This is a genomic window from Sporosarcina sp. OR05, assembly GCF_041414805.1.
Taxonomy (GTDB): Bacteria; Bacillota; Bacilli; order Bacillales_A; family Planococcaceae; genus Sporosarcina; species Sporosarcina saromensis.
In genome coordinates, this window is the sequence record NZ_JANKJL010000001.1 from 444,769 (window position 1) to 469,850 (window position 25,082).

Below are 25,082 nucleotides of genomic sequence, written 5' to 3' on the forward strand. Positions count from 1 at the left end.
AGTAAGTAGAAAATTTCAATATAGTAAAAATTAAAGTTACATAATGTAAATAATTGAAGCAAATCTCTCATATATCTGATAGAATTGGACTGTACGTTGGTCAAATCGAATACTATTCGAAGCAATCAACCAATTTTCATTTATTTAGGAGGATCAGTTATGCGTATTGGGGTTCCAAAAGAAGTGAAGAATAATGAAAATCGAGTGGCGATGACACCAGCAGGTGCTTTTAACTTGAAGTCAGCTGGTCATGAAGTCCTTATCGAAACAGGCGCAGGATTAGGGTCAAGTTTCACAGATGAGGATTATGTTGCAGCAGGTGCGAAAATTGTCAGAACAGCGAAAGAAGCATGGGATGCCGACATGGTCATGAAAGTGAAAGAACCACTTGCGTCTGAGTTTGGATACTTCAGAGAAGGGCTAATTCTTTTCACATACTTACATCTAGCGCCAGAGTTGGAATTGACAAAAGCGATGCTTGATAACAAAGTTGTGGGAATTGCTTATGAAACTGTCCAAGTGAACAACACACTTCCATTGTTAGCTCCAATGAGTGAAGTTGCTGGCCGTATGGCAACACAAATTGGTGCACAGTACCTTGAGAAAATCCATGGTGGTAAAGGAATTCTTCTTTCAGGCGTTCCAGGGGTATCTCGTGGGAAAGTTACAATTATCGGTGGCGGACAAGCAGGAACAAATGCTGCGAAGATTGCGATTGGTATGGGAGCAAAAGTAACTGTGCTTGATCTTTCGGTTGATCGTCTTCGTCAGTTGGATGAAATGTTTGGAAACGATGTGCAGACGCTCGTTTCAAATCCATTCAACATTGCTGAGTCGGTAAAAGAATCGGATCTTGTCATCGGATGTGTATTGATTCCAGGTGCAAAAGCGCCGAAACTGGTCTCTGAAGAAATGGTGAAATCCATGAAGCCAGGTTCTGTTCTTGTCGATATTGCAATTGACCAAGGCGGAATTTTTGAAACGTCTGATCGAATTACAACACATGACAATCCTACTTATGAAAAACACGGCGTGGTTCATTACGCAGTTGCGAATATGCCAGGAGCTGTTCCACGTACGTCGACAATGGCATTGACGAATGTAACCGTACCTTACGCTTTACAGATTGCAAACAAAGGCTACAAGCAAGCTTGCTTGGACAACCTAGCTTTGCAAAAAGGTCTGAATACCCTTGAAGGCCATGTAACGTATCAAGCGGTTGCTGATGCACAAGGGCTCGAATACGTTGCAGCAGAAACACTTTTGAATAAATAATAATAACGCTGTCCGTCAATAGCGGACAGCGTTTCAGACTGTAGACATACACCTTGAATTTTGGTGTTGGCCTACAGTCTTTTTTAAAAAAATAGAGATAAGTTTAACAGTGTTGAAATCCGCCAGAAACGGAAATTAACGCTATATTAGTCCATTAACCGGTAAAGTTTACCTGTTTAAGCAAAAGGGTTGGAAATTTACGATTTCCAACCCTTTTGTCGATAATTCGGTTTTATTATTTTGCTTCGATGATTTTTAACTCTTTCGGGAATTTCGTTAGTACTTCTACTCCATTAGCCGTCACGACAACATCGTCTTCGATTCGGACACCAGTGATGTCGGGGTTGTAAATACCTGGCTCGATTGTGAAGACCATTCCTTCGACTAATTCCATCTCATTTGTTCCTGTAATGGACGGGAATTCATGCACGGAAATGCCTAAACCGTGGCCGAGGCGATGAGTGAAGTATTCACCGTAGCCTGCTTCCGTAATGACGTCTCTTGCAGCCTTGTCCAATTCTTTCGCTTTTACTCCTGGACGGACAATGTCGATCGCTGTCTGTTCTGCTTTTTTGACAGTTTCATAAATCTCACGTTGTTTTTCTGAAGGCTCGCCAAATGCGACCGTTCGTGTAATGTCGGAGCAATATCCTTCATAAACGACACCAAGGTCAAATAAAACGAAATCGCCTTTTTGAATTTTTCGATCACCTGGTGTTCCGTGTGGAGAGGCTGTTTTAGGGCCAGATAACACCATCGTATCAAATGCCATTTTTTCGGCGCCTTTTTTCTTCATTTCAAATTCAATTGCCATTAATATTTCAAGTTCAGTCTTGCCTTCTGCAATTTCTTTACAGCCAACTTCAATTGCATAATCCGCTAATTCCGCAGCCTTACGTAGTTTGTTTAGCTCATCTTCACTTTTAATATTCCGCATATTATTTAATTGTTCATCTAAACGAGGGAACTGCGCACTTTGGAAAATTTGCTCCATACGTTCCAGTCTTTCAACGGTTAAATGTGATTTTTCAATCGCGATTTTTTCCAACTCTACCCCTCTTTTGGCAACTGCAGAAGATAGAATATCCCAAGCGTCATCTGTATCAGCATGACCGACAGCTTCAAAAGCCCATCCAGATGCTTTAACATCGGGCACTTCCATAAGCGGGCAGATTAAGAAAGGTTCAGCTTCCTTGAAAATCATTACGCCTAATAACCGTTCATGTGGTTCGCTGGCGAAACCTGACACGTAGAACACGTTGTCCGGTGTAGTAATAAATGCAGCATCCACATCGTTTTTTTGTAAGTATTCTTGAATCGCTTTAACTTTGGTCACAAATATCCCTCCTAAATTGGGTATTGTTATCATATCAAAAAAAGGGGTATTGTGGTTGCGTGAAGAACTAGATACTAGAGAAAACATATGGAGGGATTTTTACATGAAAGTATCGTACCACGGACATTCGATTGTCAAAATTGAAACAGGTGGGAAGACAATTTTAATTGATCCGTTCATTACTGGCAATGAGTTGACGGATTTGCAAGCTGCTGACCAATCACCGGATGTTATTTTACTAACACATGGTCACAATGACCATGTAGGTGATACGATCGACATTGCAAAACGGTGCAATCCACTAATCATCGCCCCGAATGAACTAGCGGTTTATCTTGGTTGGCAAGGATTGAATACACATGGCATGAATATTGGTGGTGCTTGTGAGTTTGAGTTTGGAACTGTCCGTTATACACAAGCATTCCATAGTTCGTCTTATACGACGGAAGCGAATGAAATCATCTATACAGGTATGCCGGCTGGAATCATTTTTCAAGCTGAAGGGAAAACAATCTATCATGCAGGGGATACCTCATTATTCGGGGACATGGCACTGATCGGCAAAAGGAATGAGATCGATGTTGCCTTTCTTCCAATCGGAGATAATTTTACAATGGGACCAGAAGATGCAGCAATGGCTGTAGAATTACTTCAACCGAAAATTGTTGTTCCGGTCCATTATGATACGTTCCCACCTATTAAGCAAGATCCCGAGGACTTCAAAAAACTTGTCACTGCCCATGAAGTGAAAATCATGAAAGCAGGCGACGTATTAGAAATGTAAGTACAGAAACCGAGTCCCTCCAAGTCGTGAGGGATTCGGTTTTTTGAAGGATGCAGTTGGAGAAGTTTTATCGGTCAACAAACTACACGACAATAACTTCTTCTTACGCTATTTTCAAGGAACTATGCTAAAATGGTTGTAGGTGAAATAAGGAAAAAGGTGAAAACATGTCGACAAAACATGAATTGATATTACGCTATATCGAAGGGTTGGCAGTCGGCGAAAAAATTTCTGTCCGGCAAGTTGCTCGAGCGCTCTCGGTCAGTGAAGGAACAGCTTATCGAGCAATCAAAGAAGCTGAAAATCAAAAATTGGTCAATACGATTGAACGCGTGGGCACCATTCGGATCGAGAAGAAGAAAAAAGAAAATATTGAGCGACTGACATTTGCCGAAGTTGTCAATATCGTGGATGGTGTCGTTCTCGGTGGACGAGATGGCTTGCATAAGACGTTGACAAAATTTGTTATTGGTGCGATGCAGTTAGAAGACATGAGACGCTATATTGATGCAGGAAGTCTGCTAATCGTCGGAAACCGTTTGAAAGCTCATGAGCTTGCTTTACGAGAAGGTGCAGCTGTACTCGTGACAGGCGGTTTTGATGCTGCTGAAGAAGTGAAGCAGCTCGCAAACGAATTAAATCTTCCAATCATCTCTTCAAGTTATGATTCTTTTACCGTTGCAACGATGCTAAACCGAGCGATTTATGATCAGCTTATTGAAAAAGAGATACTTTTAGTAGAAGACATTGTAACACCGCTGGCAGAGACGATTACTTTTTTTCCGAAGGACAGTGTTGCGCATTTTAACGAAGTGAATCGCCAAACCGTCCATTCAGGCTACCCGGTTATCGAAAAAAACGGTAAATTAGTTGGTATTGTCACGTCTCGTGATGCTGTTGGTAAGCATGAGTCAGAACTAATAGAGAAAGTGATGACACCCCATCCAATTACGGTAAGCGGTAAGACAAGCGTAGCGTCAGCTGGTCATAGTATGATTTGGGAAGGCATAGATTTAATGCCGGTTGTAAGTGAAAGCGGCTTATTGGAAGGGATCATTAGTCGGCAAGATGTGTTGAAGGCCTTCCAGATGACGCAACGTCAACCTCAACAAGGGGAGAAAATTGACGACATCGTCAAAAACCAAATGAAAACCGTTCCGGAACACCCACAAAACATTGAGTTTACGGTTGCTCCCCAAATGACGAACCAATTCGGGTCGTTATCGTATGGTGCATTGACAACTTTGTTGACAGATGTCGGTAACCGAGCGATTAAAATGAGGAAACGCGGGGAATCTGTTCCAGAGAACATGACGATTTACTTCATTAAACACGTACAACTTGGCAGTACGGTTGTTGTCGAACCTCGGATTTTACAAATGAGCAGAAGGTTTGTCAAAGTGGATTTCGATTTATTTACGGATTCCGAGCTTGTTGCCAAAGCAATGGTCATGTACCAATTGTTTGAGCGATAAATAAAAAAAACTGATGCAAACACATCAGTTTTTGTTTAGACTCGTCTCTTCATCAACGAATTGTTTATAATGCTTTGATGCTTTGTAGTTAAACGTTATAATGTATGCACCAAAAATGATAAAGAGGCCAGCGATTACATATGTAGCGGTTCCTCCAAAGAGTAAGACTTGATTCAAACCGAAGAAGAAAAGCAAAGTCCCTAAAAAAATACCGGCCTGGCTAGCAAACATTTTTTTGCGAATAGGGAATACTTGACTCGTTCTGAATTGTCTTGTTTTGAAATAAAAATAAAAGACGCCCGAAGCGACAATGAAAAAGACAAGAAAGAAATTTAGAGTTTTCATATGTGTGAGCCTCCATCAAAGAACTTCTTCCATTGTAGCGGCTTTTTGATCGGAATGCGAACAGAAATCATCGAATAATGGAGGATTCAAAATTTGAAAAGACAAATCATCGACACAATTGAAAAATATGACAAAATCATTATTCATCGTCATGTCAGACCAGATCCTGATGCGTACGGTTCACAAGTAGGCTTAAAAGAACTTATTTTAGCGAATTACCCTGAAAAGCAAGTTTTTGCCGCTGGAGTACATGATGAGCAACTCACTTACTTGGCAAGTCAAGATCAAATTGACCCGTCCGATTATGAAGGTGCACTCGTTATTGTGACAGACACGGGTAACACTGAACGAATCGATGCTGCTTCATGCTACCAAGAGGCTGCTTGTCTATGTAAAATTGATCATCATCCGAATGTTGACCCATATGGTGATATTAGGTGGGTCGATACAGAAGCGAGTTCTACTTCTGAAATGATTTATCTGTTGTTTGAAGCAGGACGGGATCATTATGACTGGAAGATGTCCGACGCATGTGCACGGTTGCTCTTTGCAGGAATTGTCGGCGATACGGGTCGATTTATTTTCCCTAGCGCGACGGTGAGGACTTTTGAAATTGCTAGCGCGTTAAGTAGGTATGCGTTTGATCGAACTAAATTGTATGCAGATATGTATGAGGAAGATCGACGATTGTTGCATTTAAAAGGGTATATTTACCAAAACTTTACGATGGATGAACACGGAACAGCGTATATTAAGATTAACAAGTCGCTTTTACAAGAGTATGGTGTGACAGCGAAAGAGACGTCGCAGCTTGTTGGCGTCCTTGGGGATGTAAAAGGCATTTGTGCATGGGTCATTTTCGTTGAAGAAGAAGATCAGATTCGTGTTCGTTTACGCTCAAAAGGGCCAATCATTAATCAGCTTGCATCACAATATAATGGTGGTGGCCATCCGTTAGCGTCCGGTGCATCGATCTATAAATGGGAAGAGGCGGATGAAATCATTCGGAAATTGAGGGACTTATGTGTGACACATTAACAAGTCGGAGGGATGCGCTGTGACACTTGTCTATCCGCAAATTGTAACCGGCGCTGATCTGCTGCGCGGAATTATTAAGCTTGATGAATTGGCCCCGCTTCTAAAAAGAAGAGGGGCTCGAGCTGTTGGTATCGTCAATTCTAAAATGTACGGTGTCCGATCGTTTACGAAGGTGATGAAAAAATATGACATTCATGCAGTCATCGGTCTATCGATAACACTTGAGCTTCCAGATGAGCGTGAAGTACTTCTTTACGTTTATGCAAAAGATGACAGCGGGTATAAGAATTTGTTGAAAATCAGCAGTGCGAGCTCGATTCGAAATCAAGAGACATTCCCGTTAAAGTGGTTGCAGGCGTACAGTGCGGGCTGCGTTTTTGTTTGTCCAATGACAGATGCTTCATGGGATGGATTGCGAAATAGTGAAACAGTAAAACTTTTACAGGATGCTTGTCAAACGATTTTCATCGGAATTTCCCGTCCGGGTGGACAGGTGCATTCAGAAGAACAAGTAATTACAGCGATTGCCAAAGAAATAGGTGCCCCAATCTGTGCGGTGCAAGAAGCAAGGTATATTCATCGCGAGGAAGCGTTCACATATGAGATAGCGACTGCCATTCGCCTAGGGTACAAATTGAACGAACCGACGCGACCGAAGATGGACTTTACGCATGCCTATTTGCCTGATGCACAAACGTTTGCCCAATGGTTTGCTGATTGCCCTCAATGGCTGGAGAACATGCAAGACCTTTTGCTAGCTTGTAATGCTGAATTACCGCCTGGCGAAAAGCTCATGCCCACTTTTCCGATTGAGAACGGTATGTCTACGGTCGACTTGTTAAAAAGGAATTGTGAAAAAGGACTGAAAAAGAGGATCGGGCATTTACGTGAACAGTATGTAGTTCGGTTGCAAAAAGAATTAGATGTCATCGGCTCAATGGGGTATGCTGATTACTTTCTCATCGTTGAAGATTTTATGCGCTTTGCGCGAGAACATGGAATTTTAACAGGACCAGGAAGGGGGTCCTCAGCTGGTTCGCTTGTCGCGTTCTCATTAGGAATTACAGATGTTGACCCGTTACAATATGGTTTAATCTTTGAACGGTTTTTGAATCCTGGACGTATTACAATGCCGGATATTGATATTGATTTTGCAGATAACAGACGTTCGGAAGTCATTGCGTATGTTGCAAAGAAATACGGTAAAGCACATGTCGCCCAAATTATTACTTTTGGTACATTGTCAACAAAAGCGGTAGCTAGAAATGTTGCAAGGGTATTTGATTTTTCATCAGAGGAAATGTCTTTCATCTCTAAACAAATTCAAGAAGGACAGACGAAATCTTTGGAAGAAGCCGTGCAACAATCTAAGCCGCTACAAGACTGGATTGCAATGGATGAGATAAGAAATAAGTGGTATGAAGCGGCGGTGAAATTGGAAGGATTGCCAAGGAATGCATCGACACACGCTGCAGGTGTCATATTGTCTCCGGTGGCGTTAGTTGAAACGGTCCCTGTCCAAAATGGAGGAGATGAGCTCTATTTAACACAGTGGGCTATGGGAGATGTGGAAGAAGCCGGCTTGTTGAAAATGGACTTCCTAGGTCTCCGGAATTTAACATTAATGGATCGTATTAAGTCCATGATTGAGCATGACAAAAGCATAACCATGGATTTTCAAAAGATACCTTTAACGGATCGACGCACGTTCGATTTATTCAAAGCTGGCGATACGACAGGCGTGTTTCAATTTGAATCAGCTGGTATGCGTGATGCCCTCCGACTCATACGACCTGAAACATTCAGTGATTTGTATGCAATTAACGCCTTGTATCGTCCGGGACCTATGGATAATATTCCGTTATATAGCAAAAGGAAAAATGAGTGTCAGCCTATTGAGTATGTGCACCCTCAATTGAAGCCGATTTTAGAGGAGACAAAAGGAATAATCGTCTATCAAGAACAGATTATGCAAATTGCTGTACATGTTGCTGGTTTCACTTTTGCAGAAGCAGATTTACTTCGACGTGCTGTCAGTAAAAAAAATAGGGATGTATTAGAAAAGGAAAAAGCTCACTTTGTAGAAAGTGCGGTTGCTAACGGGTTCCCTAAGCAACCTGCAACAATAATTTATGAATTGATTGTAAAATTTGCTGATTACGGTTTTCCGAAAAGTCATGCCGTTGCTTATTCGTTGATTTCTTATCAATTGGCTTTTCTAAAGGCAAATGAACCGACGTATTTTTATGCTGCGCTTTTGTCAATGGTAGCAGGAAGTCCAGAAAAGACGACGGAAATCATGCAAGAAATCAGAAAAAAAGGTATCCATGTACTTCCTCCTTCCGTAACAAGAAGTAAATACTTACATATTGTTGAAGGGCAATCCATTCGAATAGGATTAGGAGCTATTAAAGGCATTTCCTTTGCATTTTATCAACAGTTGAAAACTGCTAGAACCGCTCAAAAATGGGATTCCATGTTTGACTTTGCTGCGGCAATAGGAGGACAACACTTTACAGATAAAACAATCCAACCACTGATTAAAGCAGGAGCATTGGACGAATTCCATGAGAATCGGGCAGTTTTACTCGCTTCCGTGGAGGCAGCAAAAAACCATGCAATGTTTATCGGGGCAGAAGATGACTTGCTTCATGAAGTCATGAACGCTGTTGCAAAGCCGAAATATTCACCAGCTGGAAAGATGCCGAGATTGGCATTGCTCGAATATGAGCGGGAAGTGCTAGGTTTCTACTTATCAGAACATCCTGCTACCGAGATGAAAAAGCGGTTGAAGCATCATGTATTGGACATAGTGGACGCTCAGACTTCGGGGAAACGTTCGGTTGTGAATTTGCTTGGAATGATTATGGAAGTGAAAAGAATCCGGACAAAAAAAGGCGAAGCAATGGCATTCTTTACATTACAAGATGAGACTGGCGAAGTATCTTGTACGCTCTTTCCAAAGCAATATGCTTCCTTGAATGTCCATTTGCAAGAATTGATTATCGTCCAGGCGAAAGGAACGGTAGAGAAGAGAAATGGACAACATCAGTTGATCATTCAAGACATTTCACCAATATGAAACTGTCGACAGCACATTTGTAAGGATGATGAAGCGGAGTAGGTTCATCCTCAAAGTGCTGGGTGGCAGTTTTTTTGTGAAATTTTTCACGTTATACTTTACGGCTTGGTTTCTTTTCTGTATGCTTATAAACAATAGTGGTCTGACCACTTTTCAACAAAAGACGTCCAAAGGGGCACCAAAATGGAAACTATAAAACCATCATCTAAAATGTTTCTTGATATTGTTGGAGAACTACGTCTGATGATCAAGGCGGAAGGCATTGCTGTTGGTGATAAACTCCCGTCTGAACGCGTGTTAGCTGAACGGCTTCAAGTTGGGAGATCCACGATTCGCGAAGCGCTTAGAAGTTTGGAGTTATTAGGTTTAATTGAAACGAGGCGTGGAGAAGGGACATTTTTATCGGATTTTAAAAAGCATCAACTTGTCGAAGTGCTCTCTACTTTCATTATGCAGCAACCGAATTCGGCGATGGATGTAAAGCAGACGAGGATTATCCATGAAAAAGCGGCAATTCGTTCAATATGCAAACAGGAAGAGAAGCGACAATTACCTGTTTGGCAAAGCCTTTTAGTAAGGCTTGAGGAAGACGGAGCGGTTTTGAGAGAGGACATCATCCGTGAGATGATTGTAGTGACTGATAACCGGTTGTCATTAAAAATTTGGTTTTTGTTGAAGCGATATAGTAGAGTTCCCTATGAAGAATTGACAACTGCTGCAGAAAAAGAAACTGTAAAAGCGTTGTTGGAAAATATAGTAAGTGGTCTTGAGGAAAAAGCAATTACTGCCTATGACAATTGGATTGAAATAATTGAGGGGGAAGTATGATATGATTCGTGATTTGTTTAAGAAAAATAGCCATAAAGCTGTGACCATACCTTCTGAAGAGGCTAAAAACGATGTGCCTGAAGGGTTAATGACAAAATGTCCAGCGTGTAAAGAAATCATTTTGACGAAAGATTTGATGAAAACTGCAAAAGTATGTCCAAAATGCGATCATCACTTCAAGATGACAGCTTGGGAGCGTGTTGATTGTTTATTTGATAAAGATACTTTTGAGCCAATGGATAGCCATTTACAAACGGAAAACCCATTACGTTTCCCATCTTATACAGAAAAGGTGAAATCGGATGCAGCGAAAACAGGCCTAAATGAAGCTGTTCTTACGGGTGTCGGAAAAATTGGCGGTTGCGAAGTTGCAGTTGCCATTATGGATTCGCATTTCAGAATGGGTTCTATGGGTTCGGTAGTCGGTGAAAAAATAACGAGAGCGGTGGAGAAAGCAACAGAGAAGAATATCCCTGTTCTTATCTTCTCAGCGAGTGGTGGCGCACGCATGCAAGAAGGAGTCCTATCCTTAATGCAAATGGCCAAAACGAGTGTTGCATTAAAAAGACATTCGGATAAAGGCTTGCTATTTATCTCCATTATGACGTATCCAACAACTGGTGGCGTGTCTGCGAGCTTTGCATCTGTTGGGGATATTAACCTTGCAGAACCAAAAGCACTGATTGGATTTGCGGGAAGAAGAGTTATTGAACAGACTGTAAGAGAGAAATTACCTGAAGATTTCCAAACCGCGGAGTTCCTTCTGGAGCATGGCCAAGTAGATGCAGTCATTCATCGTTGTGATATGGCTGAAGAACTTGCAAAATTGCTCAAGTTGCATGAAAGAGAGGGTAATTAAAATGAGTAAGACATTAGCCTTTGAAGAACCAATTGTTAAATTACGTGAGAAGATTGCTGAGTTGGAAGAATTCACTTCATCCAATGATGTCGACCTCACAGCAGAAATCACCAATTTGAAAACACGTTTAAGCAATTTGGAAACTGAAATTTATACAAACATGGAACCTTGGGATCGTGTTCAAGTAGCAAGACATCCTCAACGCCCGACTACAAAAGAGTACATAGAAGAGTTGTTTGAGGATTTCTTTGAACTACATGGGGACCGCTGCTTCGGTGATGATGCTGCGATTGTGGCAGGAATTGGATCATTTGAATCCAAACCAGTTACAATTATTGGTCACCAACGTGGAAAAGATACAAAAGAAAATGTGAAACGGAATTTTGGAATGCCTCATCCTGAAGGCTATCGGAAAGCTCTTCGTTTGATGAAACAAGCTGAAAAATTCGGTCGACCAATTATTTGTTTCATTGACACAAAAGGTGCGTATCCCGGTAAAGCAGCTGAAGAACGTGGTCAAAGTGAGGCGATTGCACGTAATTTGGTCGAAATGGCTGGCTTGAAAGTCCCTGTCGTTTCAATTGTGATCGGTGAAGGTGGAAGTGGTGGAGCGCTTGCGCTAGGGGTTGCCAACCATGTCCACATGCTAGAACATTCCACTTACTCGGTTATTTCGCCTGAAGGTGCAGCTTCAATTCTCTGGAAGGATTCAAGTTTGTCGAAGCAAGCGGCTGAAGCTATGAAGATAACTGCTCAGCATTTGAAACACATGGAGATTATAGACGAAATCATTCCTGAAGTATTAGGAGGCGCGCATCGTGATGCAAAAGCGCAAGCTGAAAATATGAGAAATGTTTTACGCGATTCATTAGAAGTGCTTTGCAAGATGGATGAAAATGAAATCATAGAAAATCGTTATAAAAAGTTCCGGAATATAGGGGTATTTACTGAATAAGTCGAGGTGCGGGCAAGTCCCCGCATCTTTTCGTGTTTTCCACAACTACTTGTAAAGGATGTGCTCGCGTTGAAGAAAATAGCTGTTTTGACAAGTGGCGGTGACGCGCCTGGAATGAATGCTGCAGTCCGTGCTGTTGTTCGTAAAGGAATTTATGAAGGTCTTCAAATAGCAGGAGTGTATAATGGCTATCAAGGATTGATCCAAGGGAAAATTGAACAGTTGGAACTTGGTTCGGTAGGAGATATCATTCAACGTGGAGGAACAATGCTCCGGTCAGCGCGCTCGCCTGAATTTATGACAGAGGAAGGTCGAGCAGAGGCTGTCAAACAACTTCATGCAAATGGGATTGATGGACTTGTTGTAATCGGTGGTGATGGATCTTTCCGTGGGGCGTATGAATTAGTCAAGTTGGGTATTCCTTGTGTATGTGTGCCTGCGACAATCGATAATGACATCAATGGAACGCAGTTTACAATTGGTTTCGACTCGGCATTGAATACAGTCATTGATGCAATTGACAAAATACGGGATACGGCGACTTCACACGAACGTACTTTCATCATTGAAGTGATGGGTAGGGATGCGGGTGATTTAGCGCTTTGGTCAGGTCTTGCAGGGGGAGCAGAAACCATTCTGATTCCTGAAGAAGGCTTTGCAATTGATGAAATCATTACAAGATTACAAAGCGGTTCTGGTCGTGGAAAGAAACATAGTATCATCATTGTTGCTGAAGGCGTGATGACTGGATCAGCCCTCGCTGAAATCTTAAAGGAAAAAGCAGGGATTGAAACACGTGTATCTGTACTGGGACATATTCAAAGAGGCGGCTCTCCTTCAGCGAGAGATCGTGTCATTGCGAGTCAGTATGGTGCGAGAGCTGTGGAAGTGCTTTGTGAAGGACGAAGTGGCATCGCGATTGGAATGCAGAACAATATGGTGGTAGACTATGACTTGGATGTAGTTTTTAACCCTTCTGACCATACATTTGACAAACAATTGTATAAGTTGTCGAAAGAGTTATCAATTTAAAGAAGAGTAGACGAAAGGGCGTTGAAATGATGAGGAAGACAAAAATTGTATGTACAATCGGACCTGCTAGTGAATCACCAGAAACTCTGGAACAATTGATGGAAGCAGGTATGAATGTAGCGAGGCTTAACTTTTCACATGGTTCACATGAAGAGCATAAAGCGAGAATTCTAGCCATCAGGGAAGCGTCTAAAAAGACAGGTAAAGTAGTAGGGATCTTGCTCGATACGAAAGGACCCGAGATTCGAACGCACTCCATGAAGAACGGGCTTGTTGAACTCGTGACAGGACAAAAAATTGCGATTTCCATGTCTGAAGTTGAAGGGACAGAGGAGATGTTCTCTGTTACCTACGACAAGCTGATTGATGATGTGGATAAAGGCTCTGTCATTTTATTGGACGATGGCCTCATTCAACTGGAAGTCATCGAGAAAGATGTGGCAAATGGACTGATTCATACACTTGTTATCAATTCAGGTCCTTTGAAAAATAAAAAGGGTGTAAACGTACCAGGTGTTTCTGTTCAATTGCCTGGTATTACCGAAAAGGATAAGGAAGATATTTTATTTGGTATCGACCAAGGTGTTGACTTCATTGCGGCTTCTTTTGTCAGAAGAGCATCTGACGTGATGGAGATTCGTGAATTGTTGGAGAAAAACAGCGGTGGCCATATTCATATCATCCCGAAAATAGAGAATCAGGAAGGCGTCGACAATCTCGATGATATCTTAAACGTTTCAGACGGTTTGATGGTCGCTCGTGGAGATCTCGGTGTGGAGATTCCGGCAGAAAAAGTTCCTCTCGTTCAAAAGAACATGATTGAGAAATGTAACCAAGTCGGAAAACCCGTTATTACAGCAACTCAAATGTTAGATTCCATGCAACGCAATCCTCGTCCAACGAGAGCGGAGGCGAGTGACGTAGCGAATGCAATTCTAGATGGTTCTGATGCCATTATGCTATCTGGTGAGACAGCTGCTGGACTATACCCGGTAGAGTCAGTACGCACAATGGATCGAATTGCACAAACTGCAGAAAGTGCTGTTGACTATCGAGCTGTCGTTTCTACACGTCGGAAAGAAAAACAAGGCAATATGACAGAAGCAATTGGTCAAGCCGCAGCATATACAGCCATTAATTTGAATGTAAAAGCTGTTTTAGCACCTACTGAAAGTGGTCATACTGCCAAAATGATTGCGAAATACCGTCCAGGTTGTCCAATTATTGCAATGACTTCATCAGAAATTTGTTCACGTAAACTTTCACTTGTTTGGGGAATTTATCCGATCATTGGTGAACGAGTGCATTCGATTGATGAAATTTTACAAGAATCTGTAGAAGAAAGTGTGAAACACCAATATGTGACGCACGGTGATGTCGTCATTATCACTGCAGGTGTTCCTGTTGGTGAAGCGGGCACGACGAATCTGATGAAAATCCATGTCATTGGTGATATGCTTGCCAAAGGTCAAGGAATCGGAAAATCAGTTGCTTTCGGTCAGGCAGTCATTGCGCATAATGCACAAGAAGCATTGGCACACGATGTCGACGGTAAGATCATCGTCACAAACTCTTCTGACCGTGACATGATGCCGGCAATTGAGAAGTGCGCTGGATTAATTACCGAAGAAGGTGGATTGACGAGCCACGCAGCGGTTGTCGGTTTAAGTTTAGGCATTCCGGTCATTGTTGGAGTGGAGAAAGCGACCGAATTGATTATCCACGGAAAAGACATTACAATGGATGCGGAGTCTGGAGTCATTTATAATGGACATGCAAGTGTCCTATAAGTATTTACGAAACGATTACAGGAAAATGTAGTCGTCACATTTCAAAAGGCTGTCTTTCGTTCAATCGGAAGCAGCCTTTTCAGGATTGGAGGAAATGCAGAATTGAAATGGCTAATTGCAGCGTTTATCCTCGTACCAACTGCAGAAATTGCGCTTTTGTTATATTCCGGAAATCAATTGGGCGTTATGCCGACTGTCCTCCTTATTTTGCTAACTGGTTTAGGCGGCGCTTATCTTGCAAAACGACAAGGGTTAAAAGCGTGGAAGGAACTGCAAATAAGAATGTCGTCCATGGAAACACCAGGTAATGCAATTATTGATGGCCTATGTATTTTCATTGGAGGAATTCTTCTCATGATGCCTGGCTTTTTGACAGACTTCGCCGGCCTGTTGCTATTGTTCAATGGACCAAGAAATCTCATTCGACCATTCATCGTGAAATGGATATACAATAAAATGAAAAAAGGCCAGATTATTATTCGATGAAATAAGGATGCTTCTTTAACTTTAACGCAGCGAACAAAAGAAAAGGTGTTAGTAGGATTCCGGGAAGTCCGAACAAATAGAAAGAGCAAACGGTTATGAAAAACGCATGAATCGGTTGTACACGAAAAGCAGATGCCCACATGAGCGACTCGGCCATCTGTCTTGCGATGATGACAAAGATGTATAAGAGCAATAATGCGATCGCGACAATCATTTTATTTGAATAAAAGAAGAAAGCAGCCATTGGAATGAGGAAGAGACCAATTCCAAGTAATGGCAAACTGTCAACGAGTGATACAAGGAAAGCGCTTCCGATTGGAGAGCTGAAATCCAGAAGTGTAAAACCAATCCCCAAAATGATAAAGGTCAACAAAAATAGTCGAGCTTCCACAAAAACAAAAGTTCCGATCAGTTCCCCCGCTTTTGTAAAAATCTTTTTGGCTGGTTTCTTCATGCTGATAGGGAAATAGACTAGAAACCAGAATCGATTCTTTCCTGATTCACGCAACGCAAAAAAATAGGCGACAAGAAAAATGAAAAGGCTAAATAATCGTTGGAATAATGTAGTCGTAAATGCAATGGCATGTTCGAGTAGTGCGTGTCCGTATTCGACAACTTTTTCTTCTAGGAACGTAAATACTTTTCCTGAAACATCGGAGTTGGCAGTGTACGGAGCAAGGTGCTTTTCTACAATCGGGACGGTATCAATGAGCCCGTGAATGGCAATGAACGAAAACGTGCTTACAATAAATATGATAGATAACATAACAAACAAAGTGGCAATTGTTAGCGGTAGCTTAGTGACGGTGCGTAGTGCAGTCAATATTGGAGCTGTGAAATAGGCAATAATGATTGCAATGCCAACTGGCGGGACAAAGTAAATGAAAAGGATTGCGAAGATTGCAGGAAACCAACTTAGTGACAACTGTTTAATCGACTCATGTTGTACGTGTTTTTTGATCAAATTTCCACCCTTTTTCACTTTTTTACAATGAAAACAAGCGTTTTCATTCACAAAACTGTAATATTTGCTTATAATGGTGAATGTAAGCGTTACACACTGAAGTAAATAAGTAGATTTGTCTATGTTTACAAGGTTTTTGTAGATATATAGACAAAATTGAGTGAAGGAGCGATTCAAATGACAGCAACAAAAGGATTAGAAGGAATCGTAGCGACACAATCTGCCATCAGTTCTATTATTGATGACACCCTTACATATGTCGGTTACGATATTGATGATCTTGCTGAAAATGCAAGCTTCGAGGAAGTTGTGTATCTACTTTGGCATCAACGTCTGCCAAAAGCAGATGAACTTGCTGAATTCAAACAACAACTAGCGGATAACATGTCGATTCCACAGCCTGTACTTGATCATTTCAAGACGTACCCAATCGACAAAGTGCATCCTATGGCTGCGGTAAGAACAGCTGTATCTCTTCTTGGATTATACGATGAGAATGCAGAAGATATGTCTGACGAGGCGAACTACGAGAAGGCGATTATGCTCCAAGCGAAAATCGCAACAATTGTTACTGCTTTTTCACGTATCCGTAAGGGACAAGAACCTGTTGCACCTAAGAAGGATCTCGGTTACGCAGCAAACTTCTTATACATGTTGACAGGAGAACAGCCGCAAGAGATTGCAATTGAAGCATTCAATAAGGCACTCGTACTGCATGCGGATCATGAGTTAAATGCATCCACATTCACTGCACGTGTTTGTGTAGCTACTTTATCTGATATGTATTCAGGTGTTACCGCAGCGATCGGCGCTCTTAAAGGTCCACTTCATGGTGGAGCGAATGAGCAAGTGATGAAGATGTTAATGGAAATCGGTTCTGAAGACAAAGTTGAATCTTTCATCAGAGAAAAACTTGATAACAAAGAAAAAATTATGGGCTTCGGTCACCGCGTCTATCGTAAAGGTGATCCACGCGCGAAACATCTACGTGAAATGTCTAAAAAGCTAACAACTCTTCGCGGAGAAGAGAAATGGTACAACATGTCACAAAAGATTGAGTCAATTGTTACAGGTGAAAAGAATTTACCGCCAAATGTTGATTTCTATTCAGCTTCGGTTTATCATTCACTTGGTATCGATCATGACTTGTTCACGCCTATTTTTGCAGTTTCACGTTTCTCTGGATGGACGGCACACATTTTAGAGCAGTATTCGAACAACAGATTGATCCGTCCACGTGCAGAGTATATCGGTCCGGATATGCAAAAATATGTACCAATCAATGAGCGATAACAGTTGTTTAACTGAATAGACAAGCTTTTTGGGGCAGTATCCGGTATACTTGCCCTCTCATCATGAATTGGAGGAATTATCAATGGCGAAAATTACAGTAACTAACGGTGTTTTAAATGTTCCAGATGAAGCAACAATTCCATTCATTATCGGTGACGGTACTGGTCCTGATATTTGGCATGCAGCTTCCCGCGTAATTGAAGCGGCTGTAGAAAAAGCTTATGAGGGAAAAAAGAAAATTGAGTGGAAAGAAGTTCTTGCAGGTGAAAAGGCATTCAACGAAACAGGTGAATGGTTGCCACAAGAAACGCTTGATACAATCGAGGAATATTTGATTGCAATTAAAGGTCCTTTAACAACTCCAATCGGTGGAGGTTTCCGTTCATTGAACGTAGCACTTCGTCAAGAGTTGGATCTCTACACTTGCCTACGTCCGGTACGTTATTTTGAAGGTGTTCCTTCTCCAGTGAAACGTCCTGAAGATTGTGATATGGTTATTTTCCGTGAAAATACGGAAGATATTTATGCGGGTATTGAATACAAAGAAGGTTCAGAAGAAGTAAACAAGCTGATTTCATTCCTTCAAACAGAAATGGGTGTCAATAAAATCCGTTTCCCTGAAACTTCTGGTATTGGTATTAAACCAATTTCTAAAGAAGGAACAAAACGTCTTGTTCGTGGCGCATTGAACTATGCAATTAACGAAGGTCGTAAATCATTGACACTTGTTCACAAAGGGAACATTATGAAGTTCACTGAAGGAGCTTTCAAAAACTGGGGCTACGAAGTGGCTGAAGAAGAATTCGGTGACAAAGTATTCACTTGGAACCAATACGATAAAATCAAAGAAGCAGAAGGTACGGAAGCTGCAAACAAGGCACAAGCAGATGCTGAAGCGGCTGGTAAAATCATCGTAAAAGATTCAATCGCTGACATCTTCTTACAACAAATTCTTACACGTCCAAAAGAGTTTGATGTTGTTGCAACAATGAACTTGAATGGTGACTATATTTCTGACGCACTTGCTGCACAAGTTGGTGGAATCGGTATTGCTCCAGGAGCGAACATCAACTACGTAACAGGACATGCGATCTTTGAAGCAACTCACGGAACTGCACCTAAATATGCAGGTCTTGACAAAGTAAACCCTTCATCTGTATTGCTTTCTGGTGTTATGATGCTCGAGCATATGGGTTGGAACGAAGCGGCTAAAATGATCATGGCTTCCATCGAGAAAACAATTGCTTCTAAAGTAGTAACATATGACTTCGCGCGTCTAATGGACGGTGCGACTGAAGTGAAGACTTCTGAGTTTGCTGATGAATTGATCAAAAACTTATAATTCATGAATCCATCCTCCTTTATTGTCTTTGGACAATGAAGGGGGATTTTTCTATGCTTCATAGGACTTTCCAATGGGACGTTGCCTAAAGCCGTTAGGAGTTTACGGTTTTGTGGTAGACTATGGTAGAGGGCATACCCTTCGAATACTTGCAACAGAAAAAGGAGAGTTTTCTAATGACATTGAAACGGAAGAAAGTCTCAGTTATCGGTTCAGGTTTCACAGGTGCAACAACAGCATTTCTGCTTGCGCAAAAAGAATTATGCGATGTAGTACTTGTCGATATTCCACACATGGAAAATCCGACAAAAGGAAAAGCACTCGATATGCTCGAAGCAGGACCTGTACTAGGTTTTGATGCGCAAATTACTGGTACAGCATCATACGCTGATACAAAGGAATCCGATATTGTCATCATAACAGCCGGTATTGCACGAAAGCCAGGTATGAGCAGAGATGACCTCGTGCAAACAAATCAACAAATCATGAAAGATGTAACAACTGAAATTGTGAACTATTCTCCGAATGCAATCATACTTGTTTTGACAAATCCTGTAGATGCTATGACGTATACCGTCTTCCGTACATCAGGATTCCCTAAAGAACGGGTCATCGGGCAGTCAGGCGTTTTGGATACCGCTCGCTTCCGTACGTTTGTTGCACAGGAATTGAATGTGTCCGTGAAAGATGTCACCGGATTTGTACTCGGAGGACATGGGGATGATATGGTGCCACTCATCCGCTATTCAGCAGCAGGAGGGGTTCCCATCAAATCATTGTTAACGCCCGAACAAATAGAGGGAATTGTGGAACGGACTCGAAAAGGAGGAGCTGAAATTGTCAATCTCCTTGGCAATGGCTCTGCATATTACGCGCCAGCAGCATCACTTGTTGAAATGGCTGAAGCGATACTGAAAGACCAAAAACGAATTCTCCCGTCCATCGCCTATTTGGAAGGTGAATATGGAATGGAAGGTATTTATTTAGGGGTGCCAACGATTCTTGGAGCAAATGGGATTGAACAGATTATTGAGTTAGAACTGTCAGATGATGAAAACAAAGCCCTCTTGAAATCCGCATCTGCTGTCAAAGCGGTCATGGAAGTATTGGCATGATAGAAATAACTAATCCGAGTGGCATTGTGCAACTCGGATTTTTACAATTGTAAACACAATGTTAAATTTACTTAAATATGAACGAAACCTTGTATTTAGCACGGAAGAAGCTTGCTCTTTCTGATGAAATATTGATACAATTTTTATGACGGAATGATGAGGGGGAAAACAATGATACTGGGCAAGAAAAGACGTTTAGGTCGTAGTATTGATAAAATCGATACAGGGGAAAAGTTGAAATTGACAGAGAAGATAGAGGATAAAGATCTACTCGTTTATCTTGGGTTAACAAACGATGCGAATCCACTCTATATTCAGCATGATTATGCTTCTCAAACTGCGTATGAACGACCAATTGTGCCAACAATCATGTTAACCGGAATTATTACTGCTGCAATCTCCAAATACATGCCTGGTCCGGGGTCACATGTCACAGAACAACATTTGCAATTTCCAGAACACGTTTACCATTACGAAACAATCGATATTCAATTGGAAGTTAAGCAGGTTGATAAAGAAAATAACTACATTGTCATTCAAGTAGAAGCGACAAAAGAGGATGGATGTGTAGTCATAACTGGCTCGATGACCGTCATTCCACCTGTCATGAAGGACCACTTGACAACACAAGCAATGGAGAATTTTTAAGATTTGAATATGAGGTAAAACAATATAAAACGAATGTAGAGTAGACAGCTAAGGGGGATGAAGAACATCGTTAGCAAAATATTAATCGTCGATGACGAACAACCGATTCGCACATTGCTCGACTATAACTTAAAACAATCCAATTTTGAAACGGTAATGGCGGCCGATGGAGAAGAAGCTGTTCGTAAAGTGGAGACTGAAAAACCGGACTTAATACTCCTTGATTTGATGTTACCGAAAATGGATGGAATAGAAGTATGCAAAGTGTTGAGGCAAAGGAAAAGTAATATTCCAATTATCATGCTGACTGCAAAAGGCGAAGAGCCAGATAAAGTGCTTGGATTGGAAATCGGTGCGGACGATTATATGACAAAGCCCTTTAGTCCCCGTGAAGTGATTGCGCGTGTAAAAGCTGTATTGCGTAGAAGTGGGGATCGTTCTGACATCGAAACAGATGGTGATGAAATCCTGGCATCCGGTTCACTGACAGTACATCCTGAGCAGTACGAAGCTTATTTAGATGGGAAAGCATTAGAATTCACACCAAAAGAATTTGAGTTGCTGGTCTATTTCATTCAACATAAAAATCGTGTGTTAACGCGTGACCAATTGCTAAGTGCTGTGTGGAATTACGACTTTGCGGGAGACACAAGAATTGTTGATGTTCATGTGAGTCATTTGCGTGAAAAGATTGAGGAAAACACAAGAAAACCGTTATTCATAAAAACGGTAAGAGGCATCGGTTATAAATTTGAGGAGCAAAAGACGCAATGAGCAGCCTCCATTCACGACTATCAGTTGCATTTGCAGTGATGCTTTTTATTTTATTGGCTGGTCTAGGCATCGTCCTCGGCCAGTTTTTTCAACTGATTGACCATGAAATAACAAAAGAAATAGAGATTAAGTATTGGTACTTTCTATTGTTTTTTCTTTTGATTGCTTACTTGATTACGTTGTTTATTGGTATACGTGTCATTCGACAATATACTAAACCGATTGATCATGTAAAAAGGACAGCGCAACTCATTGCCAAAGGAGACTATTTGGCAAGAGCGCCGATCGATAAGAATGGTGGTCAAGACGAACTTGCACTCGCTGTGAATCAAATCGCAAGAAATTTACAAGAAACGTCCATTTTACGAGCGATGGAGAAAGAACGCTTAAAAACATTAGTTGAAAGCATGGGGAGCGGTCTGTTAATGTTCGGGCGAGAGGGCTCCGTCAATTTGCTAAACGGTGCCTTTGAAGAAACATTTGGTGTCACGCGTGAGCAACTGATTGGCAAAACGTATATGGAAATTGGTTTGCCAACAGATTTTGAGCGAATCATAGAAGATGTCTTTTTGACCGAACAAGTACAAGAGCGTCAAATCCGTCATCGCCAATCCTTTTTGAGTGTTTATGGTGCGCCTGTCATTGGCCGTCATGGGAACTGGCTGGGTATCATCGTCGTCTTACACGACATTACGGAAATCATCCGATTGGAGGAAATACGGAAAGATTTTGTGGCAAACGTTTCCCATGAATTAAGAACACCCATCACTTCCATAAAAGGTTTTATTGAAACGCTGTTGGATGGTGCGATGAAGGAACCGGTACTATTAAAGGACTTTTTGGAAATTATCCAGAAGGAAAGTGAACGCCTTCATGTGCTCGTAAATGATCTCCTCGAATTGTCAGGCATTGAGCGTGAAGGTTTCCAGTTGAACAAGCGACAAGTAAGTTTGCAGGAGATTGTAAAGGACGCTAAAAAAATCACATCGGGTTTGGCAGAGCGCAAAAACATGCGTATTATCGATGAGACAGCTGCAATTACAGTAATGGCAGATGCTGACCGATTAATTCAGGTGATGGTCAATTTGCTGACGAACGCCATTAATTATTCAAAAGAAGGTACAACGATTACAATTGCAGCTATAGAGAATGCGCATGAGGTAATTCTCTCTGTAACGGACGAAGGGATGGGTATTGAAGCTAAAGAGCTACCACGCCTTTTTGAAAGATTTTACCGCGTAGACCGTGCACGAAGCAGGGAGTCAGGTGGTACCGGGTTAGGTTTAGCTATTGTGAAACATTTGATCGAAGCGCATGGTGGGAAAGTTGCTGTAGAGAGTGAAATAGGGAAAGGCACAACATTTACAATTTATATACCTAAACGTACGAAAGAACTTTGAGTGTGTCATAATTTTAGAATATAAGGAAAAAAGACGAACGGTTTGTGCCGTTCGTCTTTTTGCCTATGTTTGTAAAGAGGAGACCTCGATCAATCTATTTCTACCCTGCAATACATCGAGCGTCTAAGATACAACAGTATTTGTCAAGGTAGTTGGTAGGGGTACAGAATATCTAGATAAAATTTTTATAAGTCGATTCTGAAACTTATTTGTGATAAATCCGTACATGTAGTAGATACATAGAAAAAGGGGGAACTTCAACAATGAGTACACGCCGTGCATCGATAGCAGCCGGACTGGTAATTGCGGGAGTCATACTACTCGTAGTTGCATTTACGACTTGGTACACAATTGATGAATCAGAACAGGCTGTTGTCATTACATTTGGAAAAGCCGATACTCCGGTCACTGAATCGGGTTTGCATTTTAAACTGCCTTGGCCGATTCAACAGATTGAAAAGTTATCGAAAGAGACGTATAGTCTGCAGTTTGGTTACAAGCAAGACGCTAGTGGAGAATTAGTGTCGTATGACAAGGAAACAAAAATGATTACAGGTGACGAATATATTGTCCTTGCAGATTTGATTGTGCAATGGAAAATTACGGATCCAGAAAAGTATTTGTTCAATGCGCAAGATCCACAGGAAATCTTGCATGATTCAACATCAGCATCTATTCGATCTATCATTGGCAGTTCAACAATCGATGCTTCTTTGACGGATGGAAAAGCCGAAATTGAAGCGAAAACGCGCGAACTATTAACTTCACTTGTAAATACGTATGACATTGGTATTTCTATACAAGGCGTTAAGTTGCAAGACGTAGAACTACCGAATGCAGAGGTGCGAGCTGCCTTTACAGCTGTTACAGATGCAAGAGAAACGAAAAACACTAAAATAAATGAAGCAAACAAGTACCGAAACCAACGGACAAGTGAAGCGGTTGGAGAAAGAGACGCTATTAAATCAAGGGCAATTGGACAGAAAACGGCACGTATTGAACAAGCACTGGGAGATGTAGCGTTATTTAACGATTTGCATGCCGAGTATAAGAAGAATACGGCAATCACACGTCAACGTTTAATCATTGAAACGCTCGAGCAAGTGTTACCTAAAGCGAAAATCTATATTATGAACGATGACGGAGAGACGTTGAAATATTTACCTTTACAACAAATGGAGAATCAGACTCCACCACCTGCTGAAACAAAAACAGAAGGGGGGAATAATTAATGACCAACGATAATAACCCATTCAAAAGCATAGAAGAGAAATTCATGGAAAAACAACGTGCAAAACAAAAAGGTACATCGGATCCAAATAAAGTCATTACACCAAAGCGTCCTGTAAATGTGAAGAAATATGTTAGAACCGCAGTTTTGTTAACAGTATTCTTTACCGTCGCGGTAATTCTGCTAGCAAATGTCTTTGTTGTAAAGGAAGATGAGTACAGAGTGATTAGCCAGTTTGGAGAAATTAAAAGGACAATTCAAGAACCTGGCCTAAATATGAAAGTACCTTTCATTCAAACAGTGACCGTGTTACCTAAAAATCAAATGACGTATAATGTTTCAGAAGCAGAAATCAATACAAGAGACAAAAAACGAATCATTATTGACAACTATGCAGTATGGAAAATTAATAATCCAAGAGAAATGATAACGAATGCTAGAAATATTATTAATGCTGAGTCAAGAATGGAGGAATTCATTTATTCGGTTATACGGAATGAGATGGGTCAGCTGGACTACGTGGATGTCATTAACGATGAAAACCCATCACGAGGAAGTTTGAATGATCGTGTGACTGAGCAAGTGAACACGTTTTTAAAAGAAGGGAACTTTGGTATTGAAGTAATAGATGTACGTATGAAGCGAATTGATTTGCCAGAGGAAAACGAACATTCGATCTACACCAGAATGATTTCTGAACGTGATTCAACTGCTCAAACATATTTGTCCCAAGGGGATGCAGAAAAGAAGAAGATTGAAGCGGAAACGGATCGTGAAGTTCAAGAGATGCTGGCGACAGCAAAGAAAGACGCAGCGATCATCCATGCTGAAGGAGAAGCAGAAGCAGCGAAAATTTATAATAATGCTTTCTCAAAAGACCCTGAGTTTTACAATCTTTATCGAACGTTGCAATCATACTCAAGAACGATTGGTGATGATACAATGATCATTATGCCTGCAGATTCACCATATGCAAAATTACTAACTGGATACTTAGAGTAATCAGTAGCGTCATTTTCAATTATTCTGC

At 41.3% G+C, this 25,082-nt stretch carries 22 protein-coding genes; 19 read left to right on the plus strand and 3 right to left on the minus strand.

Annotated elements, in window-relative coordinates:
- Positions 1-159 precede the first annotated feature (159 nt).
- On the plus strand, positions 160-1,275 hold the full coding sequence (gene ald, locus NRI27_RS02035; RefSeq protein ID WP_371389344.1) for an alanine dehydrogenase: 1,116 nt from the start codon (positions 160-162) through the stop codon (positions 1,273-1,275).
- A gap of 235 nt (positions 1,276-1,510) precedes the next feature.
- Here ald and NRI27_RS02040 read toward each other — a convergent pair whose 3' ends face one another.
- On the minus strand, positions 1,511-2,611 hold the full coding sequence (locus NRI27_RS02040; RefSeq protein WP_371389345.1) for a M24 family metallopeptidase: 1,101 nt from the start codon (positions 2,609-2,611) through the stop codon (positions 1,511-1,513).
- Positions 2,612-2,714: 103 nt separating this feature from the next.
- Between NRI27_RS02040 and NRI27_RS02045 the strand changes: the two genes are divergently transcribed.
- Together NRI27_RS02045 and NRI27_RS02050 are read left to right on the plus strand one after the other, a co-directional pair.
- Positions 2,715-3,395, plus strand: a complete 681-nt coding sequence (locus NRI27_RS02045) for a metal-dependent hydrolase (RefSeq protein WP_371389346.1) — start codon at positions 2,715-2,717, stop codon at positions 3,393-3,395.
- Positions 3,396-3,562: 167 nt separating this feature from the next.
- A complete protein-coding gene (locus NRI27_RS02050) occupies positions 3,563-4,870 on the plus strand; it encodes a DRTGG domain-containing protein (RefSeq protein WP_371389347.1) in 1,308 nt (435 codons plus the stop codon).
- Between the two features lie 24 nt (positions 4,871-4,894).
- Here NRI27_RS02050 and NRI27_RS02055 read toward each other — a convergent pair whose 3' ends face one another.
- Positions 4,895-5,215, minus strand: coding sequence for a YtpI family protein (locus NRI27_RS02055; RefSeq protein WP_317942832.1), 321 nt, complete (start codon positions 5,213-5,215; stop codon positions 4,895-4,897).
- Positions 5,216-5,308: 93 nt separating this feature from the next.
- On the opposite strand from NRI27_RS02055, the gene NRI27_RS02060 reads away from it, so the two are divergent.
- The 8 genes from NRI27_RS02060 to NRI27_RS02095 all read left to right on the plus strand — a co-directional run bounded on the left by NRI27_RS02060 (position 5,309) and on the right by NRI27_RS02095 (position 15,285).
- Positions 5,309-6,253 carry a DHH family phosphoesterase gene (locus NRI27_RS02060; protein ID WP_371389348.1) on the plus strand — a complete coding sequence of 315 codons (945 nt, stop codon included), beginning with the start codon at positions 5,309-5,311 and terminating at the stop codon, positions 6,251-6,253.
- Between the two features lie 19 nt (positions 6,254-6,272).
- Positions 6,273-9,335, plus strand: a complete 3,063-nt coding sequence (locus tag NRI27_RS02065; protein WP_371389349.1) for a DNA polymerase III subunit alpha — start codon at positions 6,273-6,275, stop codon at positions 9,333-9,335.
- Between the two features lie 183 nt (positions 9,336-9,518).
- The gene (locus NRI27_RS02070) at positions 9,519-10,163 is read left to right on the plus strand and encodes a FadR/GntR family transcriptional regulator (RefSeq protein WP_371389350.1); all 645 of its coding nucleotides are present in this window, start codon (positions 9,519-9,521) and stop codon (positions 10,161-10,163) included.
- 1 nt (position 10,164) lies between these two features.
- Entirely contained in the window at positions 10,165-11,022 is an 858-nt protein-coding gene (accD, locus tag NRI27_RS02075; RefSeq protein WP_317942837.1) for an acetyl-CoA carboxylase, carboxyltransferase subunit beta, read from the plus strand.
- A 1-nt stretch (position 11,023) separates the two neighbouring features.
- Complete coding sequence (locus NRI27_RS02080; RefSeq protein ID WP_371389351.1) at positions 11,024-11,977, plus strand: acetyl-CoA carboxylase carboxyltransferase subunit alpha; 954 nt, start codon at positions 11,024-11,026, stop codon at positions 11,975-11,977.
- 69 nt (positions 11,978-12,046) lie between these two features.
- Positions 12,047-13,009, plus strand: a complete 963-nt coding sequence (gene pfkA / locus NRI27_RS02085; RefSeq protein ID WP_371389352.1) for a 6-phosphofructokinase — start codon at positions 12,047-12,049, stop codon at positions 13,007-13,009.
- Between the two features lie 29 nt (positions 13,010-13,038).
- Complete coding sequence (gene pyk / locus NRI27_RS02090) at positions 13,039-14,799, plus strand: pyruvate kinase (RefSeq protein WP_317942842.1); 1,761 nt, start codon at positions 13,039-13,041, stop codon at positions 14,797-14,799.
- A 102-nt stretch (positions 14,800-14,901) separates the two neighbouring features.
- The gene (locus tag NRI27_RS02095) at positions 14,902-15,285 is read left to right on the plus strand and encodes an FxsA family protein (RefSeq protein ID WP_317942844.1); all 384 of its coding nucleotides are present in this window, start codon (positions 14,902-14,904) and stop codon (positions 15,283-15,285) included.
- Here NRI27_RS02095 and NRI27_RS02100 read toward each other — a convergent pair.
- Entirely contained in the window at positions 15,275-16,249 is a 975-nt protein-coding gene (locus NRI27_RS02100) for an AI-2E family transporter (RefSeq protein WP_371389353.1), read from the minus strand. The genes NRI27_RS02095 and NRI27_RS02100 overlap by 11 nt on opposite strands.
- A gap of 177 nt (positions 16,250-16,426) precedes the next feature.
- Between NRI27_RS02100 and citZ the strand changes: the two genes are divergently transcribed.
- The 8 genes from citZ (at position 16,427) to hflC (ending at position 25,054) form a co-directional block, all read left to right on the plus strand.
- Positions 16,427-17,542: a citrate synthase gene (gene citZ, locus NRI27_RS02105; protein ID WP_371389354.1), complete on the plus strand. Its 1,116-nt coding sequence runs from the start codon at positions 16,427-16,429 to the stop codon at positions 17,540-17,542.
- A gap of 82 nt (positions 17,543-17,624) precedes the next feature.
- Entirely contained in the window at positions 17,625-18,884 is a 1,260-nt protein-coding gene (icd, locus tag NRI27_RS02110; RefSeq protein ID WP_371389355.1) for an NADP-dependent isocitrate dehydrogenase, read from the plus strand.
- A 176-nt stretch (positions 18,885-19,060) separates the two neighbouring features.
- The gene (gene mdh, locus NRI27_RS02115; protein ID WP_371389356.1) at positions 19,061-19,999 is read left to right on the plus strand and encodes a malate dehydrogenase; all 939 of its coding nucleotides are present in this window, start codon (positions 19,061-19,063) and stop codon (positions 19,997-19,999) included.
- A 171-nt stretch (positions 20,000-20,170) separates the two neighbouring features.
- Positions 20,171-20,647 carry a MaoC/PaaZ C-terminal domain-containing protein gene (locus tag NRI27_RS02120; protein WP_371389357.1) on the plus strand — a complete coding sequence of 159 codons (477 nt, stop codon included), beginning with the start codon at positions 20,171-20,173 and terminating at the stop codon, positions 20,645-20,647.
- 66 nt (positions 20,648-20,713) lie between these two features.
- The gene (locus tag NRI27_RS02125; protein WP_317943019.1) at positions 20,714-21,421 is read left to right on the plus strand and encodes a response regulator transcription factor; all 708 of its coding nucleotides are present in this window, start codon (positions 20,714-20,716) and stop codon (positions 21,419-21,421) included.
- On the plus strand, positions 21,418-22,821 hold the full coding sequence (gene pnpS, locus NRI27_RS02130) for a two-component system histidine kinase PnpS (RefSeq protein ID WP_371389358.1): 1,404 nt from the start codon (positions 21,418-21,420) through the stop codon (positions 22,819-22,821). The genes NRI27_RS02125 and pnpS overlap by 4 nt, the downstream gene beginning before the upstream one ends.
- Before the next feature lie 263 nt (positions 22,822-23,084).
- Positions 23,085-24,053, plus strand: coding sequence for an FtsH protease activity modulator HflK (hflK, locus tag NRI27_RS02135; protein ID WP_371389359.1), 969 nt, complete (start codon positions 23,085-23,087; stop codon positions 24,051-24,053).
- Positions 24,053-25,054, plus strand: coding sequence for a protease modulator HflC (gene hflC, locus NRI27_RS02140; RefSeq protein ID WP_317942857.1), 1,002 nt, complete (start codon positions 24,053-24,055; stop codon positions 25,052-25,054). Before hflK ends, hflC begins: the two co-directional genes overlap by 1 nt.
- The last annotated feature ends 28 nt before the right edge of the window (positions 25,055-25,082 follow it).

Coding starts and splice junctions, on each gene's coding strand:
- hflC (WP_317942857.1), top strand. CDS start 24,053: ATGACCAACGATAATAACCCATTCAAAAGCATAGAAGAGAAATTCATG.
- ald (WP_371389344.1), top strand. CDS start 160: ATGCGTATTGGGGTTCCAAAAGAAGTGAAGAATAATGAAAATCGAGTG.
- icd (WP_371389355.1), top strand. CDS start 17,625: ATGGCGAAAATTACAGTAACTAACGGTGTTTTAAATGTTCCAGATGAA.
- NRI27_RS02050 (WP_371389347.1), top strand. CDS start 3,563: ATGTCGACAAAACATGAATTGATATTACGCTATATCGAAGGGTTGGCA.
- mdh (WP_371389356.1), top strand. CDS start 19,061: ATGACATTGAAACGGAAGAAAGTCTCAGTTATCGGTTCAGGTTTCACA.
- NRI27_RS02120 (WP_371389357.1), top strand. CDS start 20,171: ATGATACTGGGCAAGAAAAGACGTTTAGGTCGTAGTATTGATAAAATC.
- citZ (WP_371389354.1), top strand. CDS start 16,427: ATGACAGCAACAAAAGGATTAGAAGGAATCGTAGCGACACAATCTGCC.
- NRI27_RS02045 (WP_371389346.1), top strand. CDS start 2,715: ATGAAAGTATCGTACCACGGACATTCGATTGTCAAAATTGAAACAGGT.
- NRI27_RS02055 (WP_317942832.1), bottom strand. CDS start 5,215: ATGAAAACTCTAAATTTCTTTCTTGTCTTTTTCATTGTCGCTTCGGGC.
- hflK (WP_371389359.1), top strand. CDS start 23,085: ATGAGTACACGCCGTGCATCGATAGCAGCCGGACTGGTAATTGCGGGA.
- NRI27_RS02070 (WP_371389350.1), top strand. CDS start 9,519: ATGGAAACTATAAAACCATCATCTAAAATGTTTCTTGATATTGTTGGA.
- pnpS (WP_371389358.1), top strand. CDS start 21,418: ATGAGCAGCCTCCATTCACGACTATCAGTTGCATTTGCAGTGATGCTT.
- NRI27_RS02080 (WP_371389351.1), top strand. CDS start 11,024: ATGAGTAAGACATTAGCCTTTGAAGAACCAATTGTTAAATTACGTGAG.
- accD (WP_317942837.1), top strand. CDS start 10,165: ATGATTCGTGATTTGTTTAAGAAAAATAGCCATAAAGCTGTGACCATA.
- pyk (WP_317942842.1), top strand. CDS start 13,039: ATGAGGAAGACAAAAATTGTATGTACAATCGGACCTGCTAGTGAATCA.